Raw genomic sequence first — 23832 nt, forward strand, 5'->3', positions numbered from 1 at the left:
AGGCTTGCAAGAGAGTCTTCCACCTGTTGAAACGCTGTCAAAACAGTCTGGCGATAATTCGCAACGGAAGAATCATAAGCCGCTTTGTATTGTTCAACTTGGGCCGATCGTGCTCCGCCATCGAATATCGTTTCACTTAAAGTTGCTCCAAGTGACCAGAAAAAATTTGGTGTGTTCACAAGATCTTTCAAAGAAGTCGCATTATACCCGGCCGCCGCAGAAAGACTGAGTTGAGGATAATAAGCAGCTGTAGAAATGCCTATGGCTGCATTAGCAGCAGCCATTCCACGTTCTGCGGCAGCGATATCAGGTCGTCTTTCTAGCAGAGTAGACGGGACAGTGATAGGAACAGTTGGAGGATTTTCTTTCAACTGTGTAGGTTCAATAATTAAATTTCCTGCCGGTTTCCCAATTAAAAGTGCAATGGCATGTTCATACTGAGACCGTGCGATTTTTAAATTCGTTGATTGTGCAATGATCGTCTTTAATTGTGTCTCTGCCTGAACGACAGTCTCGTCCGAGCCGATACCGGTTCTTAGTAAAACCTGATTTAATTTCAAACTTCCTTCATAAGCGCCTACCGTCGAATCAAAAAGTCGAATCAACTCGTCTTGGGCGCGCAGCTCATAGTAAGTGGTGGCAAGTTCTGCTTGTTGAGATAAGCGCATATTTTCTAAATCTGCGGCATTTAGCTGAGCGTTGGCGATACTTTGTTTGACGGCGCTTTGAACCTTTCCCCAAAGATCAGGAACCCACGATGCTTCAAGTGGCAAAGTAAAGAGTGTCGTCGTTTCATTTGTTCCATTTGGATTTCCCGACGAAGCGCCTTTAGATTTTGTCACGCTGGGAGCTATACTTAATGTTGGATAGTATTGGGCACGAGCTGCTTTAATTAATGCCTTCGCTTGGCGAAGATTTGCGATAGCTGCAGCGACGTTTTGGTTCGATGTATTCACTTGCTCTTCAAGTTGATTAAGTTGTGGGTCGTTGAAGAGCTCCCACCACTTACCCTTGTTTAATGCGTCCTTAGGATCAGCTTGCTTCCATTCGGTATTTGTCTCTTTGAAAGCCTTTGGTGTTTCGATAGAAGGTCTTTCGTATTTAGGGCCCGTAACACAAGCATTAAGAAGTAAGCACCATAAACATAAGAATCTAAAAGAAGAAAAATTATTTTCTTTCATGTTGATTCTCCGATTCTAAAGACGGTTGTTTTTTCTTTTTTGATTTCGGACTCAGTTTATCCAATAAAAGATAAACAATCGGCGTGGTATATAACGTTTGAATCTGACTAAAGATCAATCCACCAATGATTGTAACACCTAAAGGCCTGCGCAGTTCAGAGCCCATGCCTGTTCCGAAAGCCAGGGGCACGGCACCTAAAAGTGCTGCCAGTGTTGTCATCAAAATAGGACGAAATCGTAATAAGCATGCTTCATAAATCGCATCTCGAGAATTTTTTCCTTCATTGCGTTCGGCGGAAATTGCGAAGTCGATCATTAAGATCGCATTTTTTTTCACGATACCAATCAGTAATAAAATTCCAATCAATGCCACCACGCTGAGGTCCAATTTGAAGAGCATTAAAATTAAAACTCCTCCGACGCCGGCAGAAGGAAGTGTTGATAGGATTGTGATGGGGTGAACAAAACTTTCATAAAGCATCCCAAGGACGATATAAACAGCCAGCAGAGCCGTGACGATCAAGAGTGGCTCTGTTGAAAGAGAATCTTTAAAGGCTTGCAGAGTTCCAGCAAACATACCGCGGATAGACTGTGGCATGCCTAAGCTGATCTTTAACTTCTCTATTGCATCAGAGGCGGTTCCTAAAGCCATGCCGTTAGCAAGATTGAAGGAAATCGTTACCGCGGGGAAAAGCCCTTGATGATTTACTGTGAGTGGCGCTGTTGTGATCGTATGATGTCCAAGCGCTCGCAGCGGTACGATATTGCCCGCGGATGTTTTAATGTAAGTGTCTTCCAGGGACTCCGGTGATTGCCAATATTCTGGAGCCACATTCATGACCACGAAATATTGATTTTGAGCTGTATACATTTTTGAAACTTGCGCCTGCCCAAATGAATTATAAAGACTGGTATCGATCAGCTGAGCATTGATCCCGAGGCGTGCTGCTGTAGGGCGATCGTACTCTATCAAAGCTTTCAGTCCCTTGTTTTGTTGATCTGAGTTGACGTCAGTCAATCCCGGAATGCCCTTCATGCCATTAAGTAAGACAGGTCCCCATTTTTCAAGATCCTGAACACTGTCGCTTTGAATCGTGTATTGAAACTGTGCATTGCTTTGACGGCCGCCGATGCGTACGTCTTGTCCCGCTTGTAAGAAAGCAGAAGCGCCAGGCACTGTCATCAGTGGGCCACGCAAGCGATTCAGAACATCAGATGATGAAACATTGTTGCGGTCCTCTAAAGGCTTAAGGGCGACATAGATAAACCCACCGTTCGTAGAACCTGTGCCTCCGGTAAAAGTAACTGCATGCAGGACAGCAGGATCTTTCTTCACGATATTCGCAAACTCAAGAATCACCTTGTTCATCGTTTGAAATGAAATGTCCTGGGACCCCTGCACACCACCGATGAGCGTCCCGTTGTCTTGCTGTGGAAAAAATCCTTTGGGTATATAGAAGAATAGAACTCCCGTGGCCACGACAGTTAGAAGTAAGACGGATAACGCCCAATATTCATGACGTAATACCACCGTTAAGGTTTTTTCGTAAAACGTCAGCATGCCTTCAAAGATCTTTTCGCTTTTTATATAGAGCTTACTGCGCTTCTGATCTTTTTTACTTTTTAAAATTCTTGCGCACATCATCGGCGTTGCAGTTAACGAAATGATCAATGAAACCAAAATTGCTATGGAAAGAGTCATCGCAAACTCCCGAAAAAGACGCCCGACAATTCCTCCCATTAAAAGTATAGGAATGAAAACTGAAACTAACGAGATGCTCATCGATAAAACCGTAAAGCCAATTTCGCTGGCGCCTTTAAGAGCTGCTTTCCAGGGAGTTTCTCCCTCTTCAAGATAGCGTGAAATATTTTCGATCACGACAATGGCATCGTCCACGACAAATCCCGTAGAGATAGTTAAAGCCATCAGGGTCAGATTATTCAAGCTATACCCTAGCAAGTACATCACACCGAGAGTGCCGATAAGAGATGCCGGTACGGCAACACTTGGAATCATTGTTGCGCGTGCGTCTCGCAAAAATGCGAAGACAACCAAAATCACGAGCAGAATTGAAATGATTAAGGTTCGTTCTACATCTTTTACAGAGGCTCGGATAGTCGTTGTGCGATCAAGAACCACAGTAAAATTAATTGCCGAAGAAACCGACGCTTCAAGAGACGGTAATGCTGTGCGAATGCGATCTACTGTATCAATGATATTTGCGTTAGGGGCCCGGAAAATAATCAAAGCAACAGCGGGGTGCCCGTCCATATAACCGGCAGAACGAATATCTTGGACTCCGTCTTCGACAGTGGCGATGTCAGACAGTCTAATGGCAGAACCATTTTTATATCCCACGATGAGAGGCTTATATTGTTGTGCCTTTAAAAGTTGATCGTTCGCATAGATATCGTACATTTTTTCGCTGTCGGCTAATTGTCCCTTCGGTAGATTTGCATTTTGTGCTCTTAAGACAGCCGCAACGTCGGGAAGACCCAAACCTAAGTTGTTAAGCTGTGTTGGCTGGACAGTCACGCGCACCGAAGGCAAAGAGCTTCCCCCGATAAGAACTTGGCCGACACCTTCGATTTGTGAAATGCGCTGCTGGATAACTGTTGAGGCTGCATCGTACAATTGTCCGCGATTCATCGTATCTGAAGTTAACGCCAAAATCAGAATCGGCGCATCAGCGGGATTCACTTTGCGGTAATTTGGATTAGAGGGAAGATTTGCTGGCAAGTTTGTACGGGCGGCATTGATGGCTGCTTGAACGTCCCGAGCCGCACCGTTGATGTCGCGATTTAAATCAAACTGCAAAATAATAGTGGTCGTTCCTAAAGAACTTGTCGAAGTCATTTCAGTCACACCGGCTATATGACCGAATTGCCTTTCTAAAGGAGTCGCTACAGACGAGGCCATGATTTCGGGACTTGCCCCAGGCAAAGCGGCGCCGACAGCAATTGTTGGAAAATCAATTTGTGGCAGTGGGGCCACGGGCAAAAGGTTTAAAGCAACGGCGCCAGATAGAACAATGCCCACTGTTAATAAAGTGGTTGCGACAGGTCTGCGAATAAAAGGCGCTGATAAGTTCATGGCGACTCCGATTCAGAAGGGCGATTTGGCGTTTTCTTCTGCTCAGAATTTTTTTGAAATCCGGCTTCAGATTCTTGAATTGTTGAATGAATTTCTTGCGCTGGATTCCCTTGTTCTTCTTCGATCTCTAGGTTGGATTTTTTTGGTTTGAATTTCAAAAGTAGACGATCAAAGAAAAGATAAATCACAGGTGTCGTGTACAAAGTCAGAACTTGGCTAAGCAACAGACCGCCGACCATAGAGATACCTAAGGGTCTGCGCAGTTCAGAGCCAATACCTGTGCCGAATGCTAACGGTAGACCTGCGAATAAGGCCGCCATCGTTGTCATCATGATCGGTCTAAAACGAAGAAGGCAGGCCTGCACAATGGCCTCTTCCGGCTTCTTGTTGTCCTTTCGTTCTGCCTCCATAGCAAAGTCGACCATCATGATGCCGTTTTTCTTCACAATGCCAATGAGCAAGATGATGCCAATGATGGAAACCACATTGAGTTCGGATCCGGTCAGCAACAAGGCAACGCACGCGCCGATACCTGCTGATGGCAGAGTCGAAAGAATTGTGATGGGATGTATGAAGCTTTCATATAAAATTCCAAGGACGATATAGACGACAATCAAGGCTGCTGCGATTAGGATAGGTTCGTTTCTTAAGGACGAGCGGAATGCCTCTGCCGCTCCTTGGAAGCTTGCCTGAAGACTTAATGGGAAGTGAATGTTTTTAAGGACTTTCTCAATATCAGAGATAGCGGACCCCAAAGATCCGTCGGGGGAAAGATTGAACGAAATTGTCGCCATGGGAAATTGACCTAAGTGATTGATCGACATTGGCGCTGTTCTCGGTTCAAAGTGAGCAATAGCGCTGAGTGGAATCGATCCACTTTCGGCGACTTTGGGTAAGGTGAGCGCCGTTGCAATTGCATTGGGATGAAATGCCTTCGTCGAAGATGAAAGGGTGCTTGAGGTTAATCCTGAAGTGGCAGCTAAGGCCCCGATACTCGAAGAACTTGAGGACGCCCCACTGTTGCCAGTAGCCAGTGAACTTGAAGAGCCTCCAGAAGATGTCGGAGCAGAAGATCTCACGTAAATATCATTAAGCTTATTTGGATTTTCTTGAAAATTAGGAAGAGCTTCCAAGATGACGTGATACTGATTCGACTGAGTATACAGAGTTAGAATCTGACGTTGACCAAAGGCATCGTACAAAGTTTGATCGATGGCTGCGGCAGAGACCCCAATGCGCGAGGCCGTTTCGCGATCAATCACCAAATTCACAGCGGGCCCTTCATTAGCCAGATCTGTCGCGATGTCTTGTAAATCAGGAAGCTTTCCAAGGCGCTTCATGAATTCTTGAGTCCACGTGCGAAGTTCCTGACTATTAGGACTTGAAAGAGTAAATTGATACTGAGTTTTACTTAGGCGATTTTCAACAGTGAGATCTTGCACGGGTTGCATGTACAAGTGAATGTCAGAGATCTTTTCCAATTTCGGTTTCAGCCTTTCGATAACTTGTGTCGCTGTAATGCCACGATCATCATAGGGCTTTAAATTGATTTGAATGCGCCCGGTGCTAACGAGCTGATTGGTTCCGTCAATACCAATGAAGGAAGACACACTTTCGACTGCAGGATCTTCTATTACAATCTTAGCAAGCTGTTGTTGCAGTGAGGACATTGCTGGAAATGAGATTCCCGAGCGTGCCTCGGAGATCCCTTGAATAATTCCTGTATCTTGAGTCGGAAAGAATCCTTTCGGCACGATGATGTATAAGCAGACCGTGAGTACCAATGTGCTCAAAGCGACCCACAACGTCGCGGTCTGATGGTGTAGGACCCAGTGAAGACTTCGATCGTAACTATTTAAAACCTTGTCCCACATTTTTTCGGTTGCAATAAAAAACCGGCTGGGCTTTTCTTCTTCGTCACTTTTTGCTTTTAAAAAAAGCGCGCACATCATCGGTGTTAATGTTAACGAGACAATTGCAGAAATTAAAATCGTCACACTTAAGGTCACTGCGAATTCGCGAAAAAGACGACCAACGATGTCGCCCATGAAAAGAAGCGGGATCAAAACCGCAATCAAGGAGACAGTCAAAGACACGATCGTAAAGCCGATTTGCTCGGACCCTTTTAAAGCAGCATCTAGCGGAGAATCCCCTTCCTCGATGTATCGAACAATATTTTCAATCATCACGATAGCGTCATCCACGACAAATCCCGTAGAAATCGTCAGTGCCATCAATGTTAGGTTATTCAAACTATAACCCATCAAATACATGATCATTAAGGTGCCAATCAGCGACAGGGGGACTGCGACACTCGGGATGATGGTCGCCCGCAGGTCCCGAAGAAAGACAAAGACGACGCACACTACTAGAACAATCGTTAGCATTAATTCGAACTCGACGTCTTTCACCGAAGCGCGAATCGTAACGGTTCTGTCAGACAAAACAGAAATTTTAATCGCCGAAGGAAGAGTGTTCGTTAATGACGGCAAAAGTTTTTTAATTTTATCCACAACCTGAATAATGTTTGCACCAGGCTGACGTTGCACATTCACGATCACAGCCGGAGTTTCATTCATCCACGCCGCTTGTCGTGAGTTTTCCACGCCATCATCCACATGTGCGACATCCGATAAATAAATTGGAGCTCCATTTTGATAAGCAATGATCACGTTTTTATAGCCCGTGCTATCTAGAAGCTGGTCATTGGCGTCGATTTGGAAAGCTTGCCTTGGGCCGTCGAAACTACCCTTTGCTAGATTCACACTGTTTTGTTGTAAAGTGGTGCGAAGATCTTCAAAGTTAAGACCATAAGAAGAAAGCGCCGTAGGATTTGCCTGAATTCGTAAAGCCGGCTTCTGTCCCCCACTGATAGAGACGAGGCCCACGCCACTGACTTGCGAGATCTTTTGAGCAAGGCGGGTGTCGGCAATATCCTGAATCTTCGATAGCTGCATTGTATCGGACGTCAAAGCTAAAGTGAGGATCGGAGTATCCGCGGGATTCGTTTTGGAATAAATCGGTGGAGTTGGCAAATCTACAGGCAAATAAGTTTGTGCTGCATTGATGGCTGCCTGGACCTCCTGTTCGGCCACGTCGAGATTTAAGTCTAAAGTAAATTGCAAGACAATGACTGAACTTCCCGCGGAACTGTTCGAGCTCATTTGTGCAAGTCCTGGCATTTGACCAAACTGTCTTTCAAGGGGGGCGGTGATGGCCGAAGCTGTTACTTCTGCGTTGGCTCCGGGATAGAACGTGACGACTTGAATTGTTGGGTAATCAACTTCTGGCAACGCAGAGACTGGCAATTGTTGAAATCCCACAAGACCTGCCAGCAGAATTGCTGCCATGAATAGCGTCGTAGCTACTGGGCGCAGAATAAATGGTCTTGAGGGATTCATCTTTAGTTCCTCGTGATAGGACTGGTGGTTGTCCCCGGAGTTGTTGATGGACGAGGAACCTGCTGCTGAGGTTTGTTGCGGATTTGAACGTGAACTCCTTCCGAGAGTTTATCAAATCCACTGATAGCGATGGCTTGACCGTCGTTCAAACCTTGGACAGAGGCGTGGTCTCCCTCTGTAATTTCAACTTTAATTTTTTGTATTTTGGCTGTGCCGTCCTGTTGAATGGCATAGACGTAAGAGCCCTGCGGTCCGATTTGAATTGCGGCAGTGGGAACTAAGATCACGCCTTCTTTTGTTGTGACAAGAAGTTTTGTATTTACGAATTGGTTGGGAAATAAAGAATGCTCTTTGTTGTCGAAAATCGCGCGAATGCGCACGGTTCCTGTATTTGGATCAATTTGATTATCCATCGCAAGGAATGTTCCGGTTGCGATGAGTTTTTTCAAGCTGCGATCATAAACTTCAGCGGTCATCTGTTGCTTTTGTTTAATCTGTTCCTGGATCTGCCAAAGATTATCTTCTGCAACGCTGAAGATGACGGTAATAGGTTCAATTTGTGCGATCACCGCAAGCTGAGTTCCACCTGTTTGTACGAAATTTCCTGGATCAACCAAACGCAAACCCATCTGCCCATCAAGTGGTGAAGTGATATGTGTATAGGCAAGATTTACTTGAGCATTTTCTAAAACTCCTTCATCTGATTTCACCGTTGCTTTTGTCTGAGCCACTAATTGTTGTTGATCGCTGAATTGTTGTTGGGAAATTGCATGAGCGGCATAGGCTTGTGTATAGCGTTTCAGATTGATCTCTGCTTGTCTTGCCAAAGAACGATCCCTATCCAATTGCCCTTGGGCTTGCAAAACGGCCGCTTGAAAAGGACGAGGATCAATTTCAATCAGCGAATCCCCTTTTTTAACGAACTGTCCTTCGCGGAAATTCACGGCGGTGATTTGACCTTGCACCTGGCTGACGACCGTCACCGAGTGCAACGGTATCACGGTGCCCAGCGCACGCACGTAAACCTTAATACTTCCTCTGCGAGCAATATCGGCTTCGATGGGAACCGCGCGCGGACCCTTCGGCGCATCTTTTTTCGGTGTGATGAAAGGCTTGATCAAGAGATAGGCGACACCGACACATAAAATCGTGATTAAGCTGATCATAAACCAGCTGCGTTTACGTGGCTTGCTTTCTTCAGGCACAGGACTTTGCGGCGAAGGAATTTCTTCGCGTTCATTTTGCTTAGGCATTGATGTCTCGATTCTTGTTAAGAGTGATCGAGGTACCTGACTCAATGATAAAAACTCGTGCGTCCTTGGGATATGTCCCTTGGAGAAAGTCATAGAGTGGCCGCATTCCAGTGCTGACAATCAAATAAGTTCTTTCAACGTTTCCACATTGCTTCAACTGTCTACTGATTTTGGTGAAGTGTTTTGATTTTGTTAGTGCACGATTACAGCTTGCACTCGCTGGGGACGGGATTGATCCTAAACCAAAGGGAAGTTCACTTTATAATTCAACTTGTACGCGGACGTCGCATTAGATAGGATTTTGCCTAGATGAAATACTCTAAGTGCGTTTCTAAATGTCTTATATCCCTGCTTTTTTGGCCGTTACTAGTAGCGTGTTCGGCATCGAACTATTCCAATAAAGTCAGTGATCAAGGGGCTGTTCCTCCGGTGGCGTCGAAGCCTATATATAGCAATGATGCGGACGGAGCGATTAATGGAAGAGCGTGGAAATTCGCGACTGGCAAGGCTTTCCTGTTTAAGCGTAATGGCCAAAGTTATCTTCAGGTGAATCTTTGGAATCAAGATATTGCAAACCCTTGTGGAGAATATTTCGGTTCCACTTTTCAAGTTCGCTTGTACACACAAAACCAAGTTGGATCGATCTCGATTGACCCATCGGACCCGTTCAACTTGATTCCGACATTGATCTTTTCCGATCTCACTCAGGCTGGCAGCAGTCGCAATAATATGGTGGCGAGCGAGGGAACGATTACGATTGATAGTATCGCCAATGGCCACATCAAGGGCTCGGTCAGTGGGAAATTCCAGGCTGGTAACGTGAACCGCACCGAAATCTCGGGGAACTTCGACGTTCCTTTCTGTCAGCAAAAAAGCGGCTCATACTGACACAATTGGGCCTTAAACCCCTTTTAAACCTAATATATTGCATTTGAGTCATCTTCAGGCGGGCACAGGACTTGTAATACTCCTTCCGGATGGTTGAACGTCTGTTGGAGGACTCTGATGAAACTCGCTAAACACATGCCTTTAATCGCTTTTATGGCGATGACGACTTTTACATTAAAGGCACATGCTCAGTCTTCTATTGTGGCTCAAACCGTAACACAAAAGCCGGTGGTATCCGCGTCTCACGTGAAAAGCTACCGCGAGTGGAAGCATGAAATGGTGGCGGAAGCTCAAGGCAAAGTGGCTTCCATTAAAACTCAAATCGATGTTCGCAAAAATCGCACTGTGGCTGTGGGAACTGATCCTAATATGGCGCGTGCTCACGGTCTTGAAGCCGTTGCTTCTCGTGATTTGGCCCTCGAGAAATTGGAAAGAGATCTTCGCGAAGAACAGTACGATCTTGATGTTGCCAATGACCTCACAGTGACGGACTATTTCGTTGGCTATTTGACTAAGATTCAAAACAAAAAGGCCGCATTCCAAGAGGTGGCCGGCAAGTTGTCCCCTGATGAAGTCGCAGAATTAATGACGGCTTATGCGAACTCAGTATTCGGAGCACACGCTGCGGATCTTCCGGCGAGCGCAAATAACTTGGCTAAGGACCCAGTAAAATAATTCTTAAGACATCCCCGCATCTTAACAACATGCGTCTATATTTTCGGAGTTCAAATTACAGAAATTTGGGACTCCCGACCTTGACTCCTCTCATAGCCGATTCATATTGTCTTCGTTAATTTTAAAAACTAACGGAGGAATCTCTATGGCTAAGAACGAAATTGGCGTTCGCCCACTTCATGACAGAATTCTTGTTCGCAGAATGGCGGAAGAAGAAAAAACTGCTGGCGGTCTTTTCATCCCTGATACAGCGAAAGAAAAACCACAAAAAGGTGAAATCATCGCGACTGGTAAGGGTCGTATCACTGAAGACGGAAAAGTTCTTCCTCTTGAAGTGAAAGTTGGCGACAAAGTGCTTTTCTCTAAATACGCAGGCACAGAGTTGAAACTTGAAGGCGCAGAATACTTGATGATGCGCGAAGAAGACATCTTGGGTGTATTCAACTAGTTCGCTCTCTTTTTTAATTTAAAGAAACTAAACGGAGTAAATCATGTCTAAAGTATTAACATTCTCAGAAGACGCTCGCGCACACATCTTGAAAGGTGTGAACACTCTTGCGAACGCAGTAAAAGTAACTTTGGGACCTAAAGGTCGTAACGTTGTTATCGATAAATCTTTCGGCTCTCCATTGATCACTAAAGACGGTGTCACTGTTGCTAAAGAAATCGAATTGGAAAACAAATTCGAAAACATGGGCGCTCAAATGGTTAAGGAAGTTGCTTCCAAAACTAATGATGAAGCTGGTGACGGTACAACAACTGCAACTGTTTTGGCTCAAGCGATCTATCGCGAAGGTGCTAAACTAGTTTCTGCAGGTCACAACCCAATGTCTATCAAGCGTGGTATCGACAAAGCGGTTGAAATCATCATCGACGAACTTAAAGCAATGGCGAAACCTGTTAAAGGTTCAAACGAAGTTGCTCAAGTTGGTGCGATCTCTGCAAACAACGATAAAGAAATCGGTCAAATGCTTGCAGACGCTATGGATAAAGTTGGTAAAGAAGGCGTTATCACTATCGAAGAATCTAAAACAGCTAAAACTGAAGTGACAGTTGTTGAAGGTATGCAATTCGATCGTGGTTACTTGTCTCCATACTTCGTAACTAACGCAGAAAGAATGGAAGCAGTTCTAGAGAACGCTTACGTTCTTGTTTATGACAAAAAAATCTCTTCAATGAAAGATATGATCGGTATTCTTGAAGGCGTTGCTAAGCAAGGTCGTCAACTGTTGATCATCGCTGAAGACGTTGACGGTGAAGCACTAGCAACTTTGGTTGTTAATAAATTGCGCGGCACTCTTCACATCTGTGCTGTTAAAGCTCCTGGCTTCGGTGATCGTCGTAAAGCTATGCTTGAAGACATCGCGATCTTGACTGGCGCGAAAGTGATCTCTGAAGACATCGGTCGCAAGCTTGAGCAAGCTACGATCGCTGACCTTGGTGTTGCGAAACGTATCGTTGTAGACAAAGACAACACAACAGTTATCGATGGCGCTGGTAAAAAAGCTGACATCACTGCACGTGTTTCTGCTATCAAAGCTCAAATCGAAGAAACTTCATCTGACTATGATAAAGAAAAATTGAAAGAGCGTTTGGCTAAATTGGCTGGCGGCGTAGCTGTTATCCACGTTGGTGCTCCTTCTGAAGTTGAGATGAAAGAGAAAAAACACCGCGTAGAAGATGCTTTGAACGCGACTCGCGCAGCTGTTGAAGAAGGTATCGTTGCGGGTGGTGGTACTGCTTTGCTTCGTGCTTCTCAAAAAGTTGATAAATCTAAATTCCAAGAAGACCAACAGTTTGGTGCAACTATCATCAAACGTGCTTGTGAAGAGCCTATCCGTCAAATCTCTGCAAACGCTGGTTTGGATGGCGCGATCGTTTTGGATCGTATCCTTCAAAACAAATCTGTTTCATGGGGTTTCAACGCTTACTCTGACGAATACACTGACTTGATCAAAGACGGTGTTATCGATCCAGTTAAAGTTGTACGTTGTGCTTTGACGAACGCTGCTTCTGTAGCTTCTTTGATGCTTACTACTGAAACTATGATTGCTGAAGCTCCTAAGAAAGATGCTCCAGCAATGCCAGGTGGCGCTCCAGGTATGGGCGGCATGGGTGGCATGGGCGACATGATGTAATTCGTGTCCCCTCGTCTGGAAAAATAATTCCAAACTTAAAAAGCCCGGTGATAAGCCGGGCTTTTTTTATACAAAGCATCGCAAAAAGGTACGGCGTACCTTTTAGAATGAGTATTCTACGCCGCCCATGAGGGTTGTCATTTTGTGGCTTGTGCTGGTTGCAGGATCCGTGCGTTGGCCTGTGCCGCTGAAGTCGGAGTTATAATTTTCAAATAGCAACTCACCTTTTACTTTGAAACGCGTTTTCATTCGGTAGTCTGCGAAGAAGCTAAATGCGTTAATCGTGTTTGAAGATGATCCGCCACTGGAGATATTTTCACTCAAAGTTGGATTCACATACAGATCAAACTTACCACCCAAATCGATCGGCAACTGATCTGAGATCGGGAATTGTCCTGCAAGGCTAATCAGAAAGCCGCTGTATTTCATCGAAGTGAAGGCCGTTGGAGTGCTGTCGTCGATTCTAAAGTCAGTCACAGTATAGCCAGCTGCGATTTGAATTTTTGGTCCAAAGAAATCATCAGTCAGAAGGAAATTATAGCCGCCATTGACGCCGTATTGGCTCATAGACATATTTAACTTCCCTGGGGAGGAACCTGTGTAGCCATTATCGATCGAAAACACTGATTGACGAAGTCCCACGCCGATAAACCACTCGGGATTCAGCCACATCTCGCCACGGATCAAAATATTCGGCGCCAAATTGTTGCTACCGCTGATTGAACCCGCAGAAGTCAATTTTACGTTTTGCGTGTAGGAGGAAAAACCACCCATCAGCTCTACTTTGCCGAATTGAGGATTGGATTCCGGCGTCCACTCTTTAGGTTCATCGCCGAATGCGACATCCTTATCCGGGCGTTGGGTGATATCTGCTAAAACTTTTCCACTTGGAGTTACGACCGGAGTCGCATACTTCACAAATTCGTCGGGCATAACCTTCGAACCTACCGCGATCACACCGGGTTCTTTTTCAAGTTCGATGTAGCCGAAACTTAGATAAGGCTCTACCTTGAAAAGTTTCACACGACCCAGAACTTCTTTTTCCGTGCTAATCATGAATTTCAATTTTGGATGACGATTCACTTTGATGATCTGAACAACAGACACGCGGCTGTCGGGTTTTAAGCCATAGTTGCTTCCTAAATTCAAAGTCACTTGTTGGCCGCGGCGGCTAAGAATTGTCGCACGGAAAGGCATGCGGGATTTTATATTTTCAAAAAGTTTTCTGACTTGATTGTTGATGTCAGAGATTTCAAAACCTTTGTAATCAGTAAGGCTTTCCTGCAATAAAGGCAAACCATCGCGACCAACATACAAAGTCATTGTGATAGAAATGCCTCGAGGGCCTTTAATTAATTTTGTTGTTAAAGCGGCTTCTGATTTTCCTGCCTGAAGAATTTTTTTTACATCCTCGGGGTGTTCATCAAGAAGTTCGGATTTTATTTGCAAGCCTTTTGGAAATTCTGTGAGTGACCACTGTTTATCATCGTTCAAAACTTTATGAAGCTCTTCATCGATAGGTTTCGCATAAATTCCACCAACATTATCAGTTGCTGGAACAAGAACGATGGATTTAATCGCCAGATCTTGGTCAATGGCACTGACGTATGTGTTCTGGGCATTCGTCTGGGCGCTAGCAGGATGAAAGACAGTGAAAAAGCTGATCATCACGATGGCGAAACTAAGAAAGAATGATTTCATATTTTTATTCTGCCTGTCTCTCGAAAACTCGTCAATTTGACATCAAGTAATTCAGACCGTGAGCCGAAATAATTTGCATGAAATTGATCAAATTCTTTTTGCTTTCGTTAGTTCTTTTGATGAGCAGCTCGCTAGTGCATGCGCAGTCTAGTCTGGAGGGTTTCTCTACAGGTCGTTACGAGATTCGCCCGACGAAAAAGAAGAACCGTCTGCCGACTGCCGTGGAAGAAACTGAAGAAAATGATGATGAAAAGCCAGTCACTGATTCTGACGGTATCAAAGTGCGTGTTCTGACGCCGAAACAACTGGCTGATGAAAAAGCCAAAGAAGCAGCGGCAAAGGCAAAGCTTGAAGCAGACAAAGCTGCGGCTGAAAAATTAGCCGCAGATAAAGCTGCTGCCGAAAAACAAGTTGCTGATGCAAAGGTCCTTTCACAGAATCTAGAACTTGCAAAAAAAGAGGAACAAGCGACCGTCGAGGACACACAGTTGGAAGAACCAACAATCGGAGAACAGGCAGAATCTCTCTTTAACAGTAGTGCTGACAAAGTTTATGATTACTATGCTCAGAAAATACACCCAGACGACATTCGTAACAATAAAGTTGAAATTGAGTTTGCTCCGGTAGTGGCTTATAACGACTCCAAGTCAGACTACTCGTTCCGTAACTACAATGCCTTTTTTGAAGCCATGAAAATCAAGGCGGGTGTGTGGTTGACTCCGTTGATTGGTGTTTCTGGACAGATTTTATTTTCTTTTGGTGCGGATGTCGATGATGCGAATCATTCTAAAGTCTCTGCAAAATATGAAAATTTAGATCTAGCATTGAACTTCCGTAAGTTTTTTGGAGTATCTAGAAAAGCGAACTCTTTGGAATTTTCGGTTTTGTATAGCGATGATCAATATAAGGTTTCTGAGGATAGCCAGAAGCACCCGCGTTTGCATTCGTCGGGTCTGGGTGTGGGCTTAAAGGCTCGATTCCCGACCTCGCTTTCTTATGCATGGACGGTGGGTGGGACATTCTTCCCAAGATTGGCTCATAACGAATCGGCGACGGCTGTTGATGTCAGCTCTGGTTCAAGTGACGAAAACACGCGCATTGGATTTGATCTAGGCGGCGAATGGAAGTTTTCGCGTTACAGTCAGATGACTTGGAACATGGGGGTTTCCTCTGAAAGAAATCTTTTCAGCGGCCCTGCTTCTTTGCCAGACCCACAGACGGGAAATACTCCAATAAACGTCAGCGTGACGAATACGATGTACATGTTCAACCTAGGCTATCGTTGGGGTCATTAAAATACACTCATCAAAGTGCAGCGAAATCCATATACTAAAGGCGTATGAAGATACGTTTTGCTGTTGTAGATGATGCCGCCTTCCTTCGAGAACTTATAAAAAATATTGTAAGCTCTGCGGGTGGCGTTTGTGTGGGTGAAGCTGAGAACGGCGACGAAGCCGTGAAGCTCGTTCAAGCCACTCTGCCCGATCTTGTCTTTCTTGATATGGTGATGCCTCAACGCAATGGCATTGAAACAGCAAAAATTCTAAAGGAGCTTGCTCCGGACATTAAAATCATTGGCTGTTCGACGATCGATAACGATGCGTTGATTGAAAAAGCCAAAGAAGCTGGCTTTGACGAGTACCTGACGAAGCCATTTACCAAAGATCAAATTTTAAAAACAATTTCCAAAGTGTTGCCACAGCAAGGGGAATCAACCCATGGAAGAACTTAAGTTCGTTCTTAAAACATTCGCTTTTACATGTCTTCTTATTGTTTTGATGCAGGTGAAAGTGGGTGGAGCTTCAATCGAAAGCTATTCATTCAGATGGCTTCAACACTCGACTGTTTCTCAGTGGGTTCAAAGTGCCGCAGCAGGTGGTGCGATGGCACTTAGAAATCTAGGCCATCATGTGAAAGACGGTGTTGTGAGCACCGTTGATGGATTCCAAGAAGGCGCTTCGGAAAAGGCCGTTCGTTAGAAATTATTTAATAGCTTGATTATTCGAAGTAGCTGCTTGAGTTCCTTGGGCTTGGATCGAGGAAGGTGCCGTCGTATTTGCAAAGAGGCTGTTGCCTTGGCTTGTCATCATGTGAGTGCATTTCGAACCAGCAAAAGAAGTAGAAGCGATTGTTAGGATTGCTGCTGTGATGATTGCTTTAGTGATTGTCATTGTAACCTCTTTGTCTAAAAGTTCGTTGTACACAAGAGGGTATTGCATCGGTTGTGCCATGATTTTCGAATCATAGTGAGATTGCGTTGACGAAGAATCAACGACTTAGAAGAAGCGCTTCTCAGAATGAGAGAGCACATGCCGTCACGCGCCCTTTTCGTTCCGCGCGTGCCTACGCTTTTGACAAAAGGGGAAGGAGAGCAGCCAGGGGGGAAGCTACTCTCCTAGGGGGCAATTTCTAAATTGTTCTAGTTGATAGCGCCGTTCGCAGAGCTAGAACTAGATGTTGCAGGTGCAGATTGTTTTGCACGTTGCTTTGGATTTGTAGAAGCGAAAAGAGAACCGTTATCCTTATGTGCGCATTTTGGTTCCGCGATTGACGCAGAAGCAGAAGCTAGGACGAAAGCAGCCATTAAAATTTTCGCGATCTTCATGGGGGACTCCTTTGATAGATATAAATCTTCATAAGGAGTCTATTGCAGCGGTTGTGCCATGAAGTATGTCTCAGACTGAGACGTCTCACTTGTCTTATCAATGACTTAGGGGGCAGGGGCTCTAAATAAAAAAGGCCCGGATTGTTCCGAGCCCTTTTGTGTCCTTCGTATGCAAACTGACTATACAGCTTAGTTGCCGATAGCGCCGTTTCCTTTAGAAGAGTCAGGTGACCCTGAAGAACCAGATCTTGGCTGAGCCGTTGTGGCGTCTTGCATGCGCATGTGTTTCAAGCGAGCCAAACATTCCTTACACTCACCTACTGATGCCACCGCAGCGCCTTGTGAAACCATTGCTTCATTTGGATCGTCGCCTGGGTTCACAGTGCGTTTAGAATCGTCTTGTGCGAATGCAGAGAAAGCTGAACTTAAAGAAACCAAGATTGTCGTTAGAACTAAAATCTTCTTCATAAATCCACCTTCCTTATAGATAAAGCTCAGCTGTTGCTGGAGCGATAATATCTAGCAAGTTGTTGAAAGTGCTGGCCACTTGCATTGCCACTGAAGGACCCTCTTTGCTATCCACTTTGTTGATCTCTCCATTCGTTTTGTAAGAGACCTGAATAGTACCAAGACCCGGACGAGTTACGATTGATGGTTTACCATAACGCTCTTCGTATTCGATCTTAACCACTTTTTTCGCCTGATCTGTGATCGTAGCGATGCGGCCGCGATTATCATACGTCATAGAGATCTTTTGACCATCGCTATTCTGAGCGAATGCAAGATTTCCTTTAGCGTCGTATTTAAATTGAGTTTGTTTCGTAGCCACTTTTGCACCCTTCGCATTGAAGAATACAGTAGTTACTTCACTTACCTTCTTAACCTTTGGATCGTAATCATAAGACATACGCATTGCTGCTGTTGCCTTTGTTTTTACAAGACCATCTGGATAATATTCATAAGAGATACGATCTGTATTGCGGCGAATTGATGTCGGTTTGCCGAATACTTCATGGTAAGTGATATCAGTCACGTTACCATTTACTGTCGTAGCTACACGTTGCAAATAGTATTGACCGTCAGGGCGTTGTGCATGCCAGAATTCATACTTATTATCAGCAACTGTTTCTTTGCCGCACACTTTTTTAACCGTCGACCAGTAGTGATTTTTTGGATCGTTTGTTGCGAACTCATATTTGTATGATTCCACACACTTATCGCGATCTGCGAAACCGATAACCCAGTCGTTTTTCTTATCGTATTTCAAAGCCACGAAAGTCTTATCTGGCCAAGTTGCTTTGGTAAGGTTGTGAAGATCATCGTACTCGTAAGTATAAGTCTTCAACCAAGCATTTTTCACAGAAGCCAAGTCGTCAAGATTTGCGAACTTATAGTCAGCCATCAAACCATTTGGACCTGTGATCGATTTAACTTTTTTATTTTGGTAGTACTTGAATGTCAATCGACGACCATTGTTGTCTTCGATTTGCGCGATCACGTCTTTGTCATACGTGAATTTCAAGTAGTTACCGTTCTTGTCATAGATATGTGTCAGCTTGCCTTGAGGGCTGAAGCGTTGAGCGCTGCCATCTGGAAGGTTGCGAGTGTAGTAAGTTTTATTGAAAACAAAATGCTCAACCTCGCGGCCGTTCGCATAGAACTTGGTTCCTTCGCGAACTGGAGGAGTTAATCCGTACTTCGCTGCTAGTTCAGAACGAGTATTATCGTCTTCAACCAATTGAGTTTTTAAAGTATTGAGGTAGGCCTCAGTTACGCCGACTTTCCTTTCAGCTCTCATCTTAGTGATGATCGAGTTGATTGTCTTATCAACATCTGCACGACTTACTTCGCGTGGAGAGAACGTGACTTCCAAACCGCCACCGCACTCTTTCACTTTCAAGTTACCTTCAGCAGTTACTTCCATTGTCGTTTCGAAGTCAGAGCACCAACCGAAACCGAACATGCCGTTGAAGAGTGAACGAGAGTTGTAAGTTCTTACGATTTTAAGATCGTATCCGCTTCCTGGAACATCCATATCAATCCAGGTATTGGAGTAATTGGCGTTTTTCATGTCGACAAGCGCGTGGGCTTGCGCAGAAAAAAGAACGGCAATTGCCAAGAGAGTTTTCTTCATTTGTTTCTACCTCATCCTTGAAACTGACAAACTACACTTTAATGGTAACAAGCTTTTTAATGACTACGCCACCGATAACTTGCAGACATAGCATCACAAACAGCAACACTAGACCTAAGGTTGTGGTAAACATAGGCTTGATGAAATTCGGATCGATCATAAGGAATACGGCCATCAAAACAAACGGGATCATAGTCACGATAATCCCTTGCATAAGGCCTTGCGCAGTCAGAGCTTGAATTTTTTTCTCGACCTTTTGTCTTTCGCGAATGACTATGACGATGGTCTGGAAAGTCTCTGCCAAGTTACCGCCGGTCTCTTTTAAGATATTGATCGCCGTCACGAACATCTGAACATCGGGACGGGGAATGCGATTTCCTAAATCGTTCAAGGCGCTCTCGAAACTGTCACCAACTTGCATTTGATAAAGAACTTGCGCGAATTCCTGACTGATAGGATTTCCCATGATCTCTACCACACGCTTCATCGATTCCTGTGGATTTGATCCGGCTTTAATACCGTTGGCCATGATTGTTAGGCCATCGACCATTTGATCTGTGAATGTCGAGCAACGACGTTCATAGATTGTCCGCACAAGAAGCAAAGGCAATTGCCATCCCGCGATCGTGAGTGAGCAACCAAAGAAGATTCCCATCAAAACACTCGGCCAGCATAATAGGAATGCTAAAGCGCCGACACCAAAGCTCATCAACAAAATCATAATGGTGATGCGCTTTTCATCGACTTCAGAACCCATCAAACGAAGAATCTTAATCACTTCTTCTCGTTGACCCAGGCTGCGCTTGTGAAGCCACGCAACGCCTTTCTCTGCCCACATCAAAATAATGATGAAGACGCAAATACCAAAAAGAGGAATCATGATCCATTCGTTAAATAGAAAATGCATACTCTATCCAGTCTTCTTCGCCGGAGGAATGACCCCTGGCATTTTTGGAGCCGCGATGTTTGGTGCAGGACCTGCTGGTTTCGCAGCAGGTGGATTTCCTGCCGCTGGATCATTGGCAAAGATCTCGCGTGGAATCACAACACCTTTATCGCTTAGTTTTTGAATAAAGCTAGGAATCGTACCAGTTGCCTGAAAGACACCTTGAATTTTACGATTCTTGTCGTAACCCGTTTCTTTGAAGCGGAAAATTTCCGCCAAAGTCACGACGTCCCCTTGCATGCCGGCGACTTCTGTAATGCTCAACACTTTACGAGAACCGTCTGACAGACGAGAAATCTGCACAATCAAATTCACCGCACCTGAGATCTGTTCTCGGATCGCGCGAACAGGAAGGTCCATTCCTGACATCATACAAAGAGTTTCAAGGCGAGCAATACACTCACGTGGACTGTTCGCATGTGTTGTAGTCATTGAACCGTCATGGCCTGTATTCATCGCTTGCAACATATCAAGAGCGGCGCCGTCACGGCACTCACCGACGATGATGCGATCGGGACGCATACGCAGGGCGTTCTTAATCAAGTCACGAATTGTTACAGAGTTCGTCCCTTCCATCGAGGCAGGACGAGTTTCCAGACGCACAACGTGTTCCTGTTGAAGTTGCAGCTCGGCCGCGTCCTCGACGGTGATCACACGCTCGTTAGAAGGAATGAACGATGACAACATGTTCAGCAAAGATGTCTTACCTGAACCGGTACCGCCAGAGATAACGATATTCAAACCGTTTTCTGCACAGATGCGAAGGAAGTCGATCATGTTCTTAGTGATACTTCCGTACTCCATGTATTTTTCCGGAGTGATACCACCTTTTTTAAATTTACGAATTGTCAGAGCAGGGCCATCGATCGCCAATGGTTCAATCACGGCGTTCACACGGGAACCGTCTTTTAAACGGGCATCCACGTATGGTGTCGAATCGTTGATCTGACGACCTAGTGGAGTCACGATACGTTCGATAATGCGGCGAAGATGATCATTCGATGTGAATGTCACAGGGCTGAGTTGAACTTTACCACTGCGTTCGACGAAGATTTTCTTGTAGCCGTTAACCATGATCTCGGAAACGGAAGGCTCTGCAAGGAGGTCTTCCAAAGGACCAAGGCCCAAAGCTTCTTCTAAAACCTCTTTGATGATTTTAGACCGTTCTTCACGAGCTACATCCGGAGCTTCTTTATCAACGATCACCGTAATTTCGCGTTTTGTTTTCTCACGAATTTCTTTTTCTTTATTTTCATCTTTGGTATCCATCAAAAGTTTTTTGAGGTCTACCGTGCGGATCAATTCATTGTGCACACGAATCTTAAGCATCGTGCGGGGGTCCATACCTGACATTCCAGCGGGAGCATTCGCTCCACTATCTGTCGAAGCGGCAGGAGCTGTTGGCTTTGGACGAGACAATGTTTTTAGTCTTTGTAAAACACCGCCGGTTAGCTTTCTTGCCACGTCAAAGTAGGCCGCCGTCACAGGAGCTTTTGGCGACGAGATCACAAATGGAGTGTATTTTTGAAGCGCCATCATCGATGTGGCTTCATCTTGCGGAACGATCCCTAAGAAAGGCAGTTGCAATTGATTTGAAATCGCTTGTGGAGAAAGACCTGTCGGTGACGCCTTATTGATGACAAGTTGGAACATGTCTTTCGGGAAAGTCGCAGACAAAAGTTCGTTCACAAGACGTTGAGTCTGAGTCACAACTAACACTTCAGGTGTTGTCACGATCATGATCGCGGTAGCTTCTTGCAGAACAGCCATTTGAGCAGGTCCCAAATCGTTACCAACGTCGACGACGATAAATTTAAATGCACGACTGAAAAACTCGACAAGCTTGCCCAACATGTCGGGAGAAATGTTCATGCTTTCTTCGGGGCCGCGAACAGCACCAAGATAAGCAAGGCCTGACGTATGCATCGTCACAAGAGTGTTCATCGGTTGTGAGTTTAATGAACCTTGAAAGTTAGCAAGTTCTTTCAGAGTTTTAACGGGCTTCAAGCCCATGATCACGTTCTGGTCACCGACGCTTTTCGAGTCAGCATCGATGAGAAGGACTTGAGCACGAAGCTCTGTCATCAGGGCGCAGGCAAAGTTAGCAGCGAAGACGCTCTTACCGACGCCTCCTTTACCACCAACTACAGCAATAAGATTACAGTTAGGATTTATAGCCAATGCGGACCTCCATCTTCCTTATCGGCTAAACGTACTTTTTTTATACGGTTCTTAGGGCTAGTGCGAGGGACCCTAGTTTTTCAGGACCAGGGTCTTAATAAACTAATCTCTTAGACGGAATTTCTTCTTGATTTGCTCAGCACCAGCACTCGCAGAGGTTTTCACCACTGGAGTCACAAATACCACAAATTGACTTTGGTCTTTTGAAAACTCTTTGGAAGCATACAAAGTAATGATTGGATTCTTATACGATCCATTCGGACGGTTATAGCCCGTTGTTGAAGAGTTACGGATCAAACCACCAACTGCCGCGCTTTGCCTATCGCGCACGATGATCGCACTCGTCATTTCATTGCTGCTAGTGATTGGCGCACCTGCTGAGGTGCTGCCGATCATACTGCTGACTTTAAATGCCATATCCATGTGTACACTTCCTGATTTCTCGCCAGTCAGTGTCGGAGTGATCGTCGATACGATACCCACCTCTGCGAAGGCAGTACCTTGTGTGCCGTTCTGGCCGATTACAGCGTAGGGTTCGTTAGTGATTTGTTTGATCTCACCTTTCTTGCCATCCTCTACAATCAAGCTTGTACTTTCAAGAATACGAGCGTGACCGTGTTGTTTTGCCCAGTTCAATTTTGGAAGCAAGTTTGAAACAGTACCTGTGATAGATGCAACGATACCACCAGCGGTGCTTGTGCCACCACTTGATACGGTCATTTGCGAGTTATCACCCAGCTCTGGCGTGAATTGGAATTTGAAGGCCTTAGAATAGTCCTTATTCAATTCCACATAGTGCACAACCAGTTGAATCATTTTTGGAGGTGGCTTCGGCGCGGATTCTTTCACCTGGATAAGGTTGATAACACCGTCATTGGCAGGTTTACGCTTTTTGATTACGCCTTTTTCTTCCGCCGCTTCGATGACGATGTCTGGAAGATATGTTTTCGCGATGATTTCAGCACGAGCCTTTTCATCATCACTGCTTGCCCAACCTTGAAGAATGATTTTGTCATTTACAGCACGAACTTCGATTTCTGGATTGTTGATGTCACGCATGATGAACTCAGCAATCTTCTTTTGTGCAAGGGGGGACAAAGTCACAAGGGAAGATGCTTGATCACCGAATTGTTGAACAACGTTATAGATGCGCGCTAAGTCTTTCGGAAGAAGAATCTGACCATCGACAACAACTCTATTGTTCACGATCTTGATATTGATACCTTCGATATCACCAAGAAGTGCACGCATCTCGCGCACGACTTTATCAAGTTTTGATTTTTTGATATCGATACGATATTCCGCAACGATCTTGCCATTTTTCCTATCATGAATTGTCAAAGTCGCAAAACCTTCCGCCTTAGGGGTGAAGCGGATTGTGTTAAGGTCTTTGGCATAGGCAGCACTTACGATTCTGCGGAAATCACCTTTGAATTCCACATTTTCGGGAATGGGAGGCAGCTTCTCGTCATGTTCAATTCCGAGAGTTAAGCTAATGAATTTACGCGAGCGATAGGCACTACTGCCATCCTCAGATGAAGGCAACGAGGGATCAGCCGTGAGGTCATCATCCGCGTGCACCCATTGTCCACCCAAGCTAAGAAGCATGCTCAGCATGAGAAGTTGTAATTTCAT

At 45.0% G+C, this 23832-nt stretch carries 19 protein-coding genes; 7 read left to right on the forward strand and 12 right to left on the reverse strand.

The window, feature by feature from the left end:
• From VF412_RS11035 to VF412_RS11050, 4 genes are all read right to left on the reverse strand, one after another.
• On the reverse strand, window positions 1–1181 hold a 1181-nt coding region (locus tag VF412_RS11035), incomplete at its 3' end, for an efflux transporter outer membrane subunit (RefSeq protein ID WP_331339297.1).
• Window positions 1168–4275, reverse strand: a complete 3108-nt coding sequence (locus VF412_RS11040) for an efflux RND transporter permease subunit (protein WP_331339298.1) — start codon at window positions 4273–4275, stop codon at window positions 1168–1170. The genes VF412_RS11035 and VF412_RS11040, both read right to left, overlap by 14 nt.
• The gene (locus VF412_RS11045; RefSeq protein ID WP_331339299.1) at window positions 4272–7676 is read right to left on the reverse strand and encodes an efflux RND transporter permease subunit; all 3405 of its coding nucleotides are present in this window, start codon (window positions 7674–7676) and stop codon (window positions 4272–4274) included. The genes VF412_RS11040 and VF412_RS11045 overlap by 4 nt, the downstream gene beginning before the upstream one ends.
• A 2-nt stretch (window positions 7677–7678) precedes the next feature.
• Window positions 7679–8929, reverse strand: coding sequence for an efflux RND transporter periplasmic adaptor subunit (locus VF412_RS11050; RefSeq protein WP_331339300.1), 1251 nt, complete (start codon window positions 8927–8929; stop codon window positions 7679–7681).
• Window positions 8930–9238: 309 nt separating this feature from the next.
• Between VF412_RS11050 and VF412_RS11055 the strand changes: the two genes are divergently transcribed.
• The 4 genes from VF412_RS11055 to groL all read left to right on the forward strand — a co-directional run bounded on the left by VF412_RS11055 (window position 9239) and on the right by groL (window position 12630).
• Window positions 9239–9817, forward strand: a complete 579-nt coding sequence (locus tag VF412_RS11055; protein ID WP_331339301.1) for a hypothetical protein — start codon at window positions 9239–9241, stop codon at window positions 9815–9817.
• A gap of 117 nt (window positions 9818–9934) precedes the next feature.
• Entirely contained in the window at window positions 9935–10492 is a 558-nt protein-coding gene (locus VF412_RS11060; RefSeq protein WP_331339302.1) for a hypothetical protein, read from the forward strand.
• Window positions 10493–10652: 160 nt separating this feature from the next.
• Window positions 10653–10940 carry a co-chaperone GroES gene (gene groES, locus VF412_RS11065; RefSeq protein ID WP_331339357.1) on the forward strand — a complete coding sequence of 96 codons (288 nt, stop codon included), beginning with the start codon at window positions 10653–10655 and terminating at the stop codon, window positions 10938–10940.
• 43 nt (window positions 10941–10983) lie between these two features.
• Window positions 10984–12630 carry a chaperonin GroEL gene (groL, locus tag VF412_RS11070; protein WP_331339303.1) on the forward strand — a complete coding sequence of 549 codons (1647 nt, stop codon included), beginning with the start codon at window positions 10984–10986 and terminating at the stop codon, window positions 12628–12630.
• 102 nt (window positions 12631–12732) lie between these two features.
• On the opposite strand, the gene VF412_RS11075 is transcribed toward groL, so the two are convergent.
• Entirely contained in the window at window positions 12733–14331 is a 1599-nt protein-coding gene (locus VF412_RS11075) for a hypothetical protein (RefSeq protein WP_331339304.1), read from the reverse strand.
• 77 nt (window positions 14332–14408) lie between these two features.
• Between VF412_RS11075 and VF412_RS11080 the strand changes: the two genes are divergently transcribed.
• The 3 genes from VF412_RS11080 to VF412_RS11090 are packed head-to-tail and all read left to right on the forward strand — an operon-like array spanning window position 14409 to window position 16310.
• Window positions 14409–15626 (forward strand): hypothetical protein, encoded by a 1218-nt coding sequence (locus tag VF412_RS11080; RefSeq protein WP_331339305.1) that lies wholly within the window; start codon window positions 14409–14411, stop codon window positions 15624–15626.
• A gap of 44 nt (window positions 15627–15670) precedes the next feature.
• Window positions 15671–16063 (forward strand): response regulator, encoded by a 393-nt coding sequence (locus VF412_RS11085; protein ID WP_331339306.1) that lies wholly within the window; start codon window positions 15671–15673, stop codon window positions 16061–16063.
• Window positions 16050–16310: a hypothetical protein gene (locus VF412_RS11090; protein ID WP_331339307.1), complete on the forward strand. Its 261-nt coding sequence runs from the start codon at window positions 16050–16052 to the stop codon at window positions 16308–16310. Before VF412_RS11085 ends, VF412_RS11090 begins: the two co-directional genes overlap by 14 nt.
• A gap of 3 nt (window positions 16311–16313) precedes the next feature.
• Here the strand turns inward: VF412_RS11090 and VF412_RS11095 are convergent, their stop codons facing one another.
• From VF412_RS11095 to VF412_RS11125, 7 genes are all read right to left on the reverse strand, one after another.
• The gene (locus tag VF412_RS11095) at window positions 16314–16562 is read right to left on the reverse strand and encodes a hypothetical protein (RefSeq protein ID WP_331339308.1); all 249 of its coding nucleotides are present in this window, start codon (window positions 16560–16562) and stop codon (window positions 16314–16316) included.
• Between the two features lie 188 nt (window positions 16563–16750).
• Window positions 16751–16936 carry a hypothetical protein gene (locus VF412_RS11100; protein WP_331339309.1) on the reverse strand — a complete coding sequence of 62 codons (186 nt, stop codon included), beginning with the start codon at window positions 16934–16936 and terminating at the stop codon, window positions 16751–16753.
• A 189-nt stretch (window positions 16937–17125) separates the two neighbouring features.
• Window positions 17126–17404, reverse strand: a complete 279-nt coding sequence (locus VF412_RS11105) for a hypothetical protein (RefSeq protein WP_331339310.1) — start codon at window positions 17402–17404, stop codon at window positions 17126–17128.
• Window positions 17405–17417: 13 nt separating this feature from the next.
• Window positions 17418–19070: a DUF6531 domain-containing protein gene (locus VF412_RS11110; RefSeq protein WP_331339311.1), complete on the reverse strand. Its 1653-nt coding sequence runs from the start codon at window positions 19068–19070 to the stop codon at window positions 17418–17420.
• A 31-nt stretch (window positions 19071–19101) separates the two neighbouring features.
• Window positions 19102–19977, reverse strand: coding sequence for a type II secretion system F family protein (locus VF412_RS11115; protein ID WP_331339312.1), 876 nt, complete (start codon window positions 19975–19977; stop codon window positions 19102–19104).
• A 3-nt stretch (window positions 19978–19980) separates the two neighbouring features.
• A complete protein-coding gene (locus VF412_RS11120) occupies window positions 19981–22197 on the reverse strand; it encodes an ATPase, T2SS/T4P/T4SS family (protein ID WP_331339313.1) in 2217 nt (738 codons plus the stop codon).
• Between the two features lie 102 nt (window positions 22198–22299).
• A complete protein-coding gene (locus tag VF412_RS11125; RefSeq protein ID WP_331339314.1) occupies window positions 22300–23832 on the reverse strand; it encodes a type II secretion system protein GspD in 1533 nt (510 codons plus the stop codon).

This window comes from Bdellovibrio sp. (assembly GCF_036384735.1).
In the GTDB taxonomy this organism is placed as follows: domain Bacteria; phylum Bdellovibrionota; class Bdellovibrionia; order Bdellovibrionales; family Bdellovibrionaceae; genus Bdellovibrio.

What these genes read in the sequence shown, in the direction of transcription:
- VF412_RS11040 (WP_331339298.1), bottom strand. Translation starts at nt 4,275, where the DNA reads ATGAACTTATCAGCGCCTTTTATTCGCAGACCTGTCGCAACCACTTTA.
- VF412_RS11045 (WP_331339299.1), bottom strand. Translation starts at nt 7,676, where the DNA reads ATGAATCCCTCAAGACCATTTATTCTGCGCCCAGTAGCTACGACGCTA.
- VF412_RS11050 (WP_331339300.1), bottom strand. Translation starts at nt 8,929, where the DNA reads ATGCCTAAGCAAAATGAACGCGAAGAAATTCCTTCGCCGCAAAGTCCT.
- VF412_RS11055 (WP_331339301.1), top strand. Translation starts at nt 9,239, where the DNA reads ATGAAATACTCTAAGTGCGTTTCTAAATGTCTTATATCCCTGCTTTTT.
- VF412_RS11060 (WP_331339302.1), top strand. Translation starts at nt 9,935, where the DNA reads ATGAAACTCGCTAAACACATGCCTTTAATCGCTTTTATGGCGATGACG.
- groL (WP_331339303.1), top strand. Translation starts at nt 10,984, where the DNA reads ATGTCTAAAGTATTAACATTCTCAGAAGACGCTCGCGCACACATCTTG.
- VF412_RS11075 (WP_331339304.1), bottom strand. Translation starts at nt 14,331, where the DNA reads ATGAAATCATTCTTTCTTAGTTTCGCCATCGTGATGATCAGCTTTTTC.
- VF412_RS11080 (WP_331339305.1), top strand. Translation starts at nt 14,409, where the DNA reads ATGAAATTGATCAAATTCTTTTTGCTTTCGTTAGTTCTTTTGATGAGC.
- VF412_RS11085 (WP_331339306.1), top strand. Translation starts at nt 15,671, where the DNA reads ATGAAGATACGTTTTGCTGTTGTAGATGATGCCGCCTTCCTTCGAGAA.
- VF412_RS11090 (WP_331339307.1), top strand. Translation starts at nt 16,050, where the DNA reads ATGGAAGAACTTAAGTTCGTTCTTAAAACATTCGCTTTTACATGTCTT.
- VF412_RS11095 (WP_331339308.1), bottom strand. Translation starts at nt 16,562, where the DNA reads ATGGCACAACCGATGCAATACCCTCTTGTGTACAACGAACTTTTAGAC.
- VF412_RS11100 (WP_331339309.1), bottom strand. Translation starts at nt 16,936, where the DNA reads ATGAAGATCGCGAAAATTTTAATGGCTGCTTTCGTCCTAGCTTCTGCT.
- VF412_RS11105 (WP_331339310.1), bottom strand. Translation starts at nt 17,404, where the DNA reads ATGAAGAAGATTTTAGTTCTAACGACAATCTTGGTTTCTTTAAGTTCA.
- VF412_RS11110 (WP_331339311.1), bottom strand. Translation starts at nt 19,070, where the DNA reads ATGAAGAAAACTCTCTTGGCAATTGCCGTTCTTTTTTCTGCGCAAGCC.
- VF412_RS11115 (WP_331339312.1), bottom strand. Translation starts at nt 19,977, where the DNA reads ATGCATTTTCTATTTAACGAATGGATCATGATTCCTCTTTTTGGTATT.
- VF412_RS11125 (WP_331339314.1), bottom strand. Translation starts at nt 23,832, where the DNA reads ATGAAATTACAACTTCTCATGCTGAGCATGCTTCTTAGCTTGGGTGGA.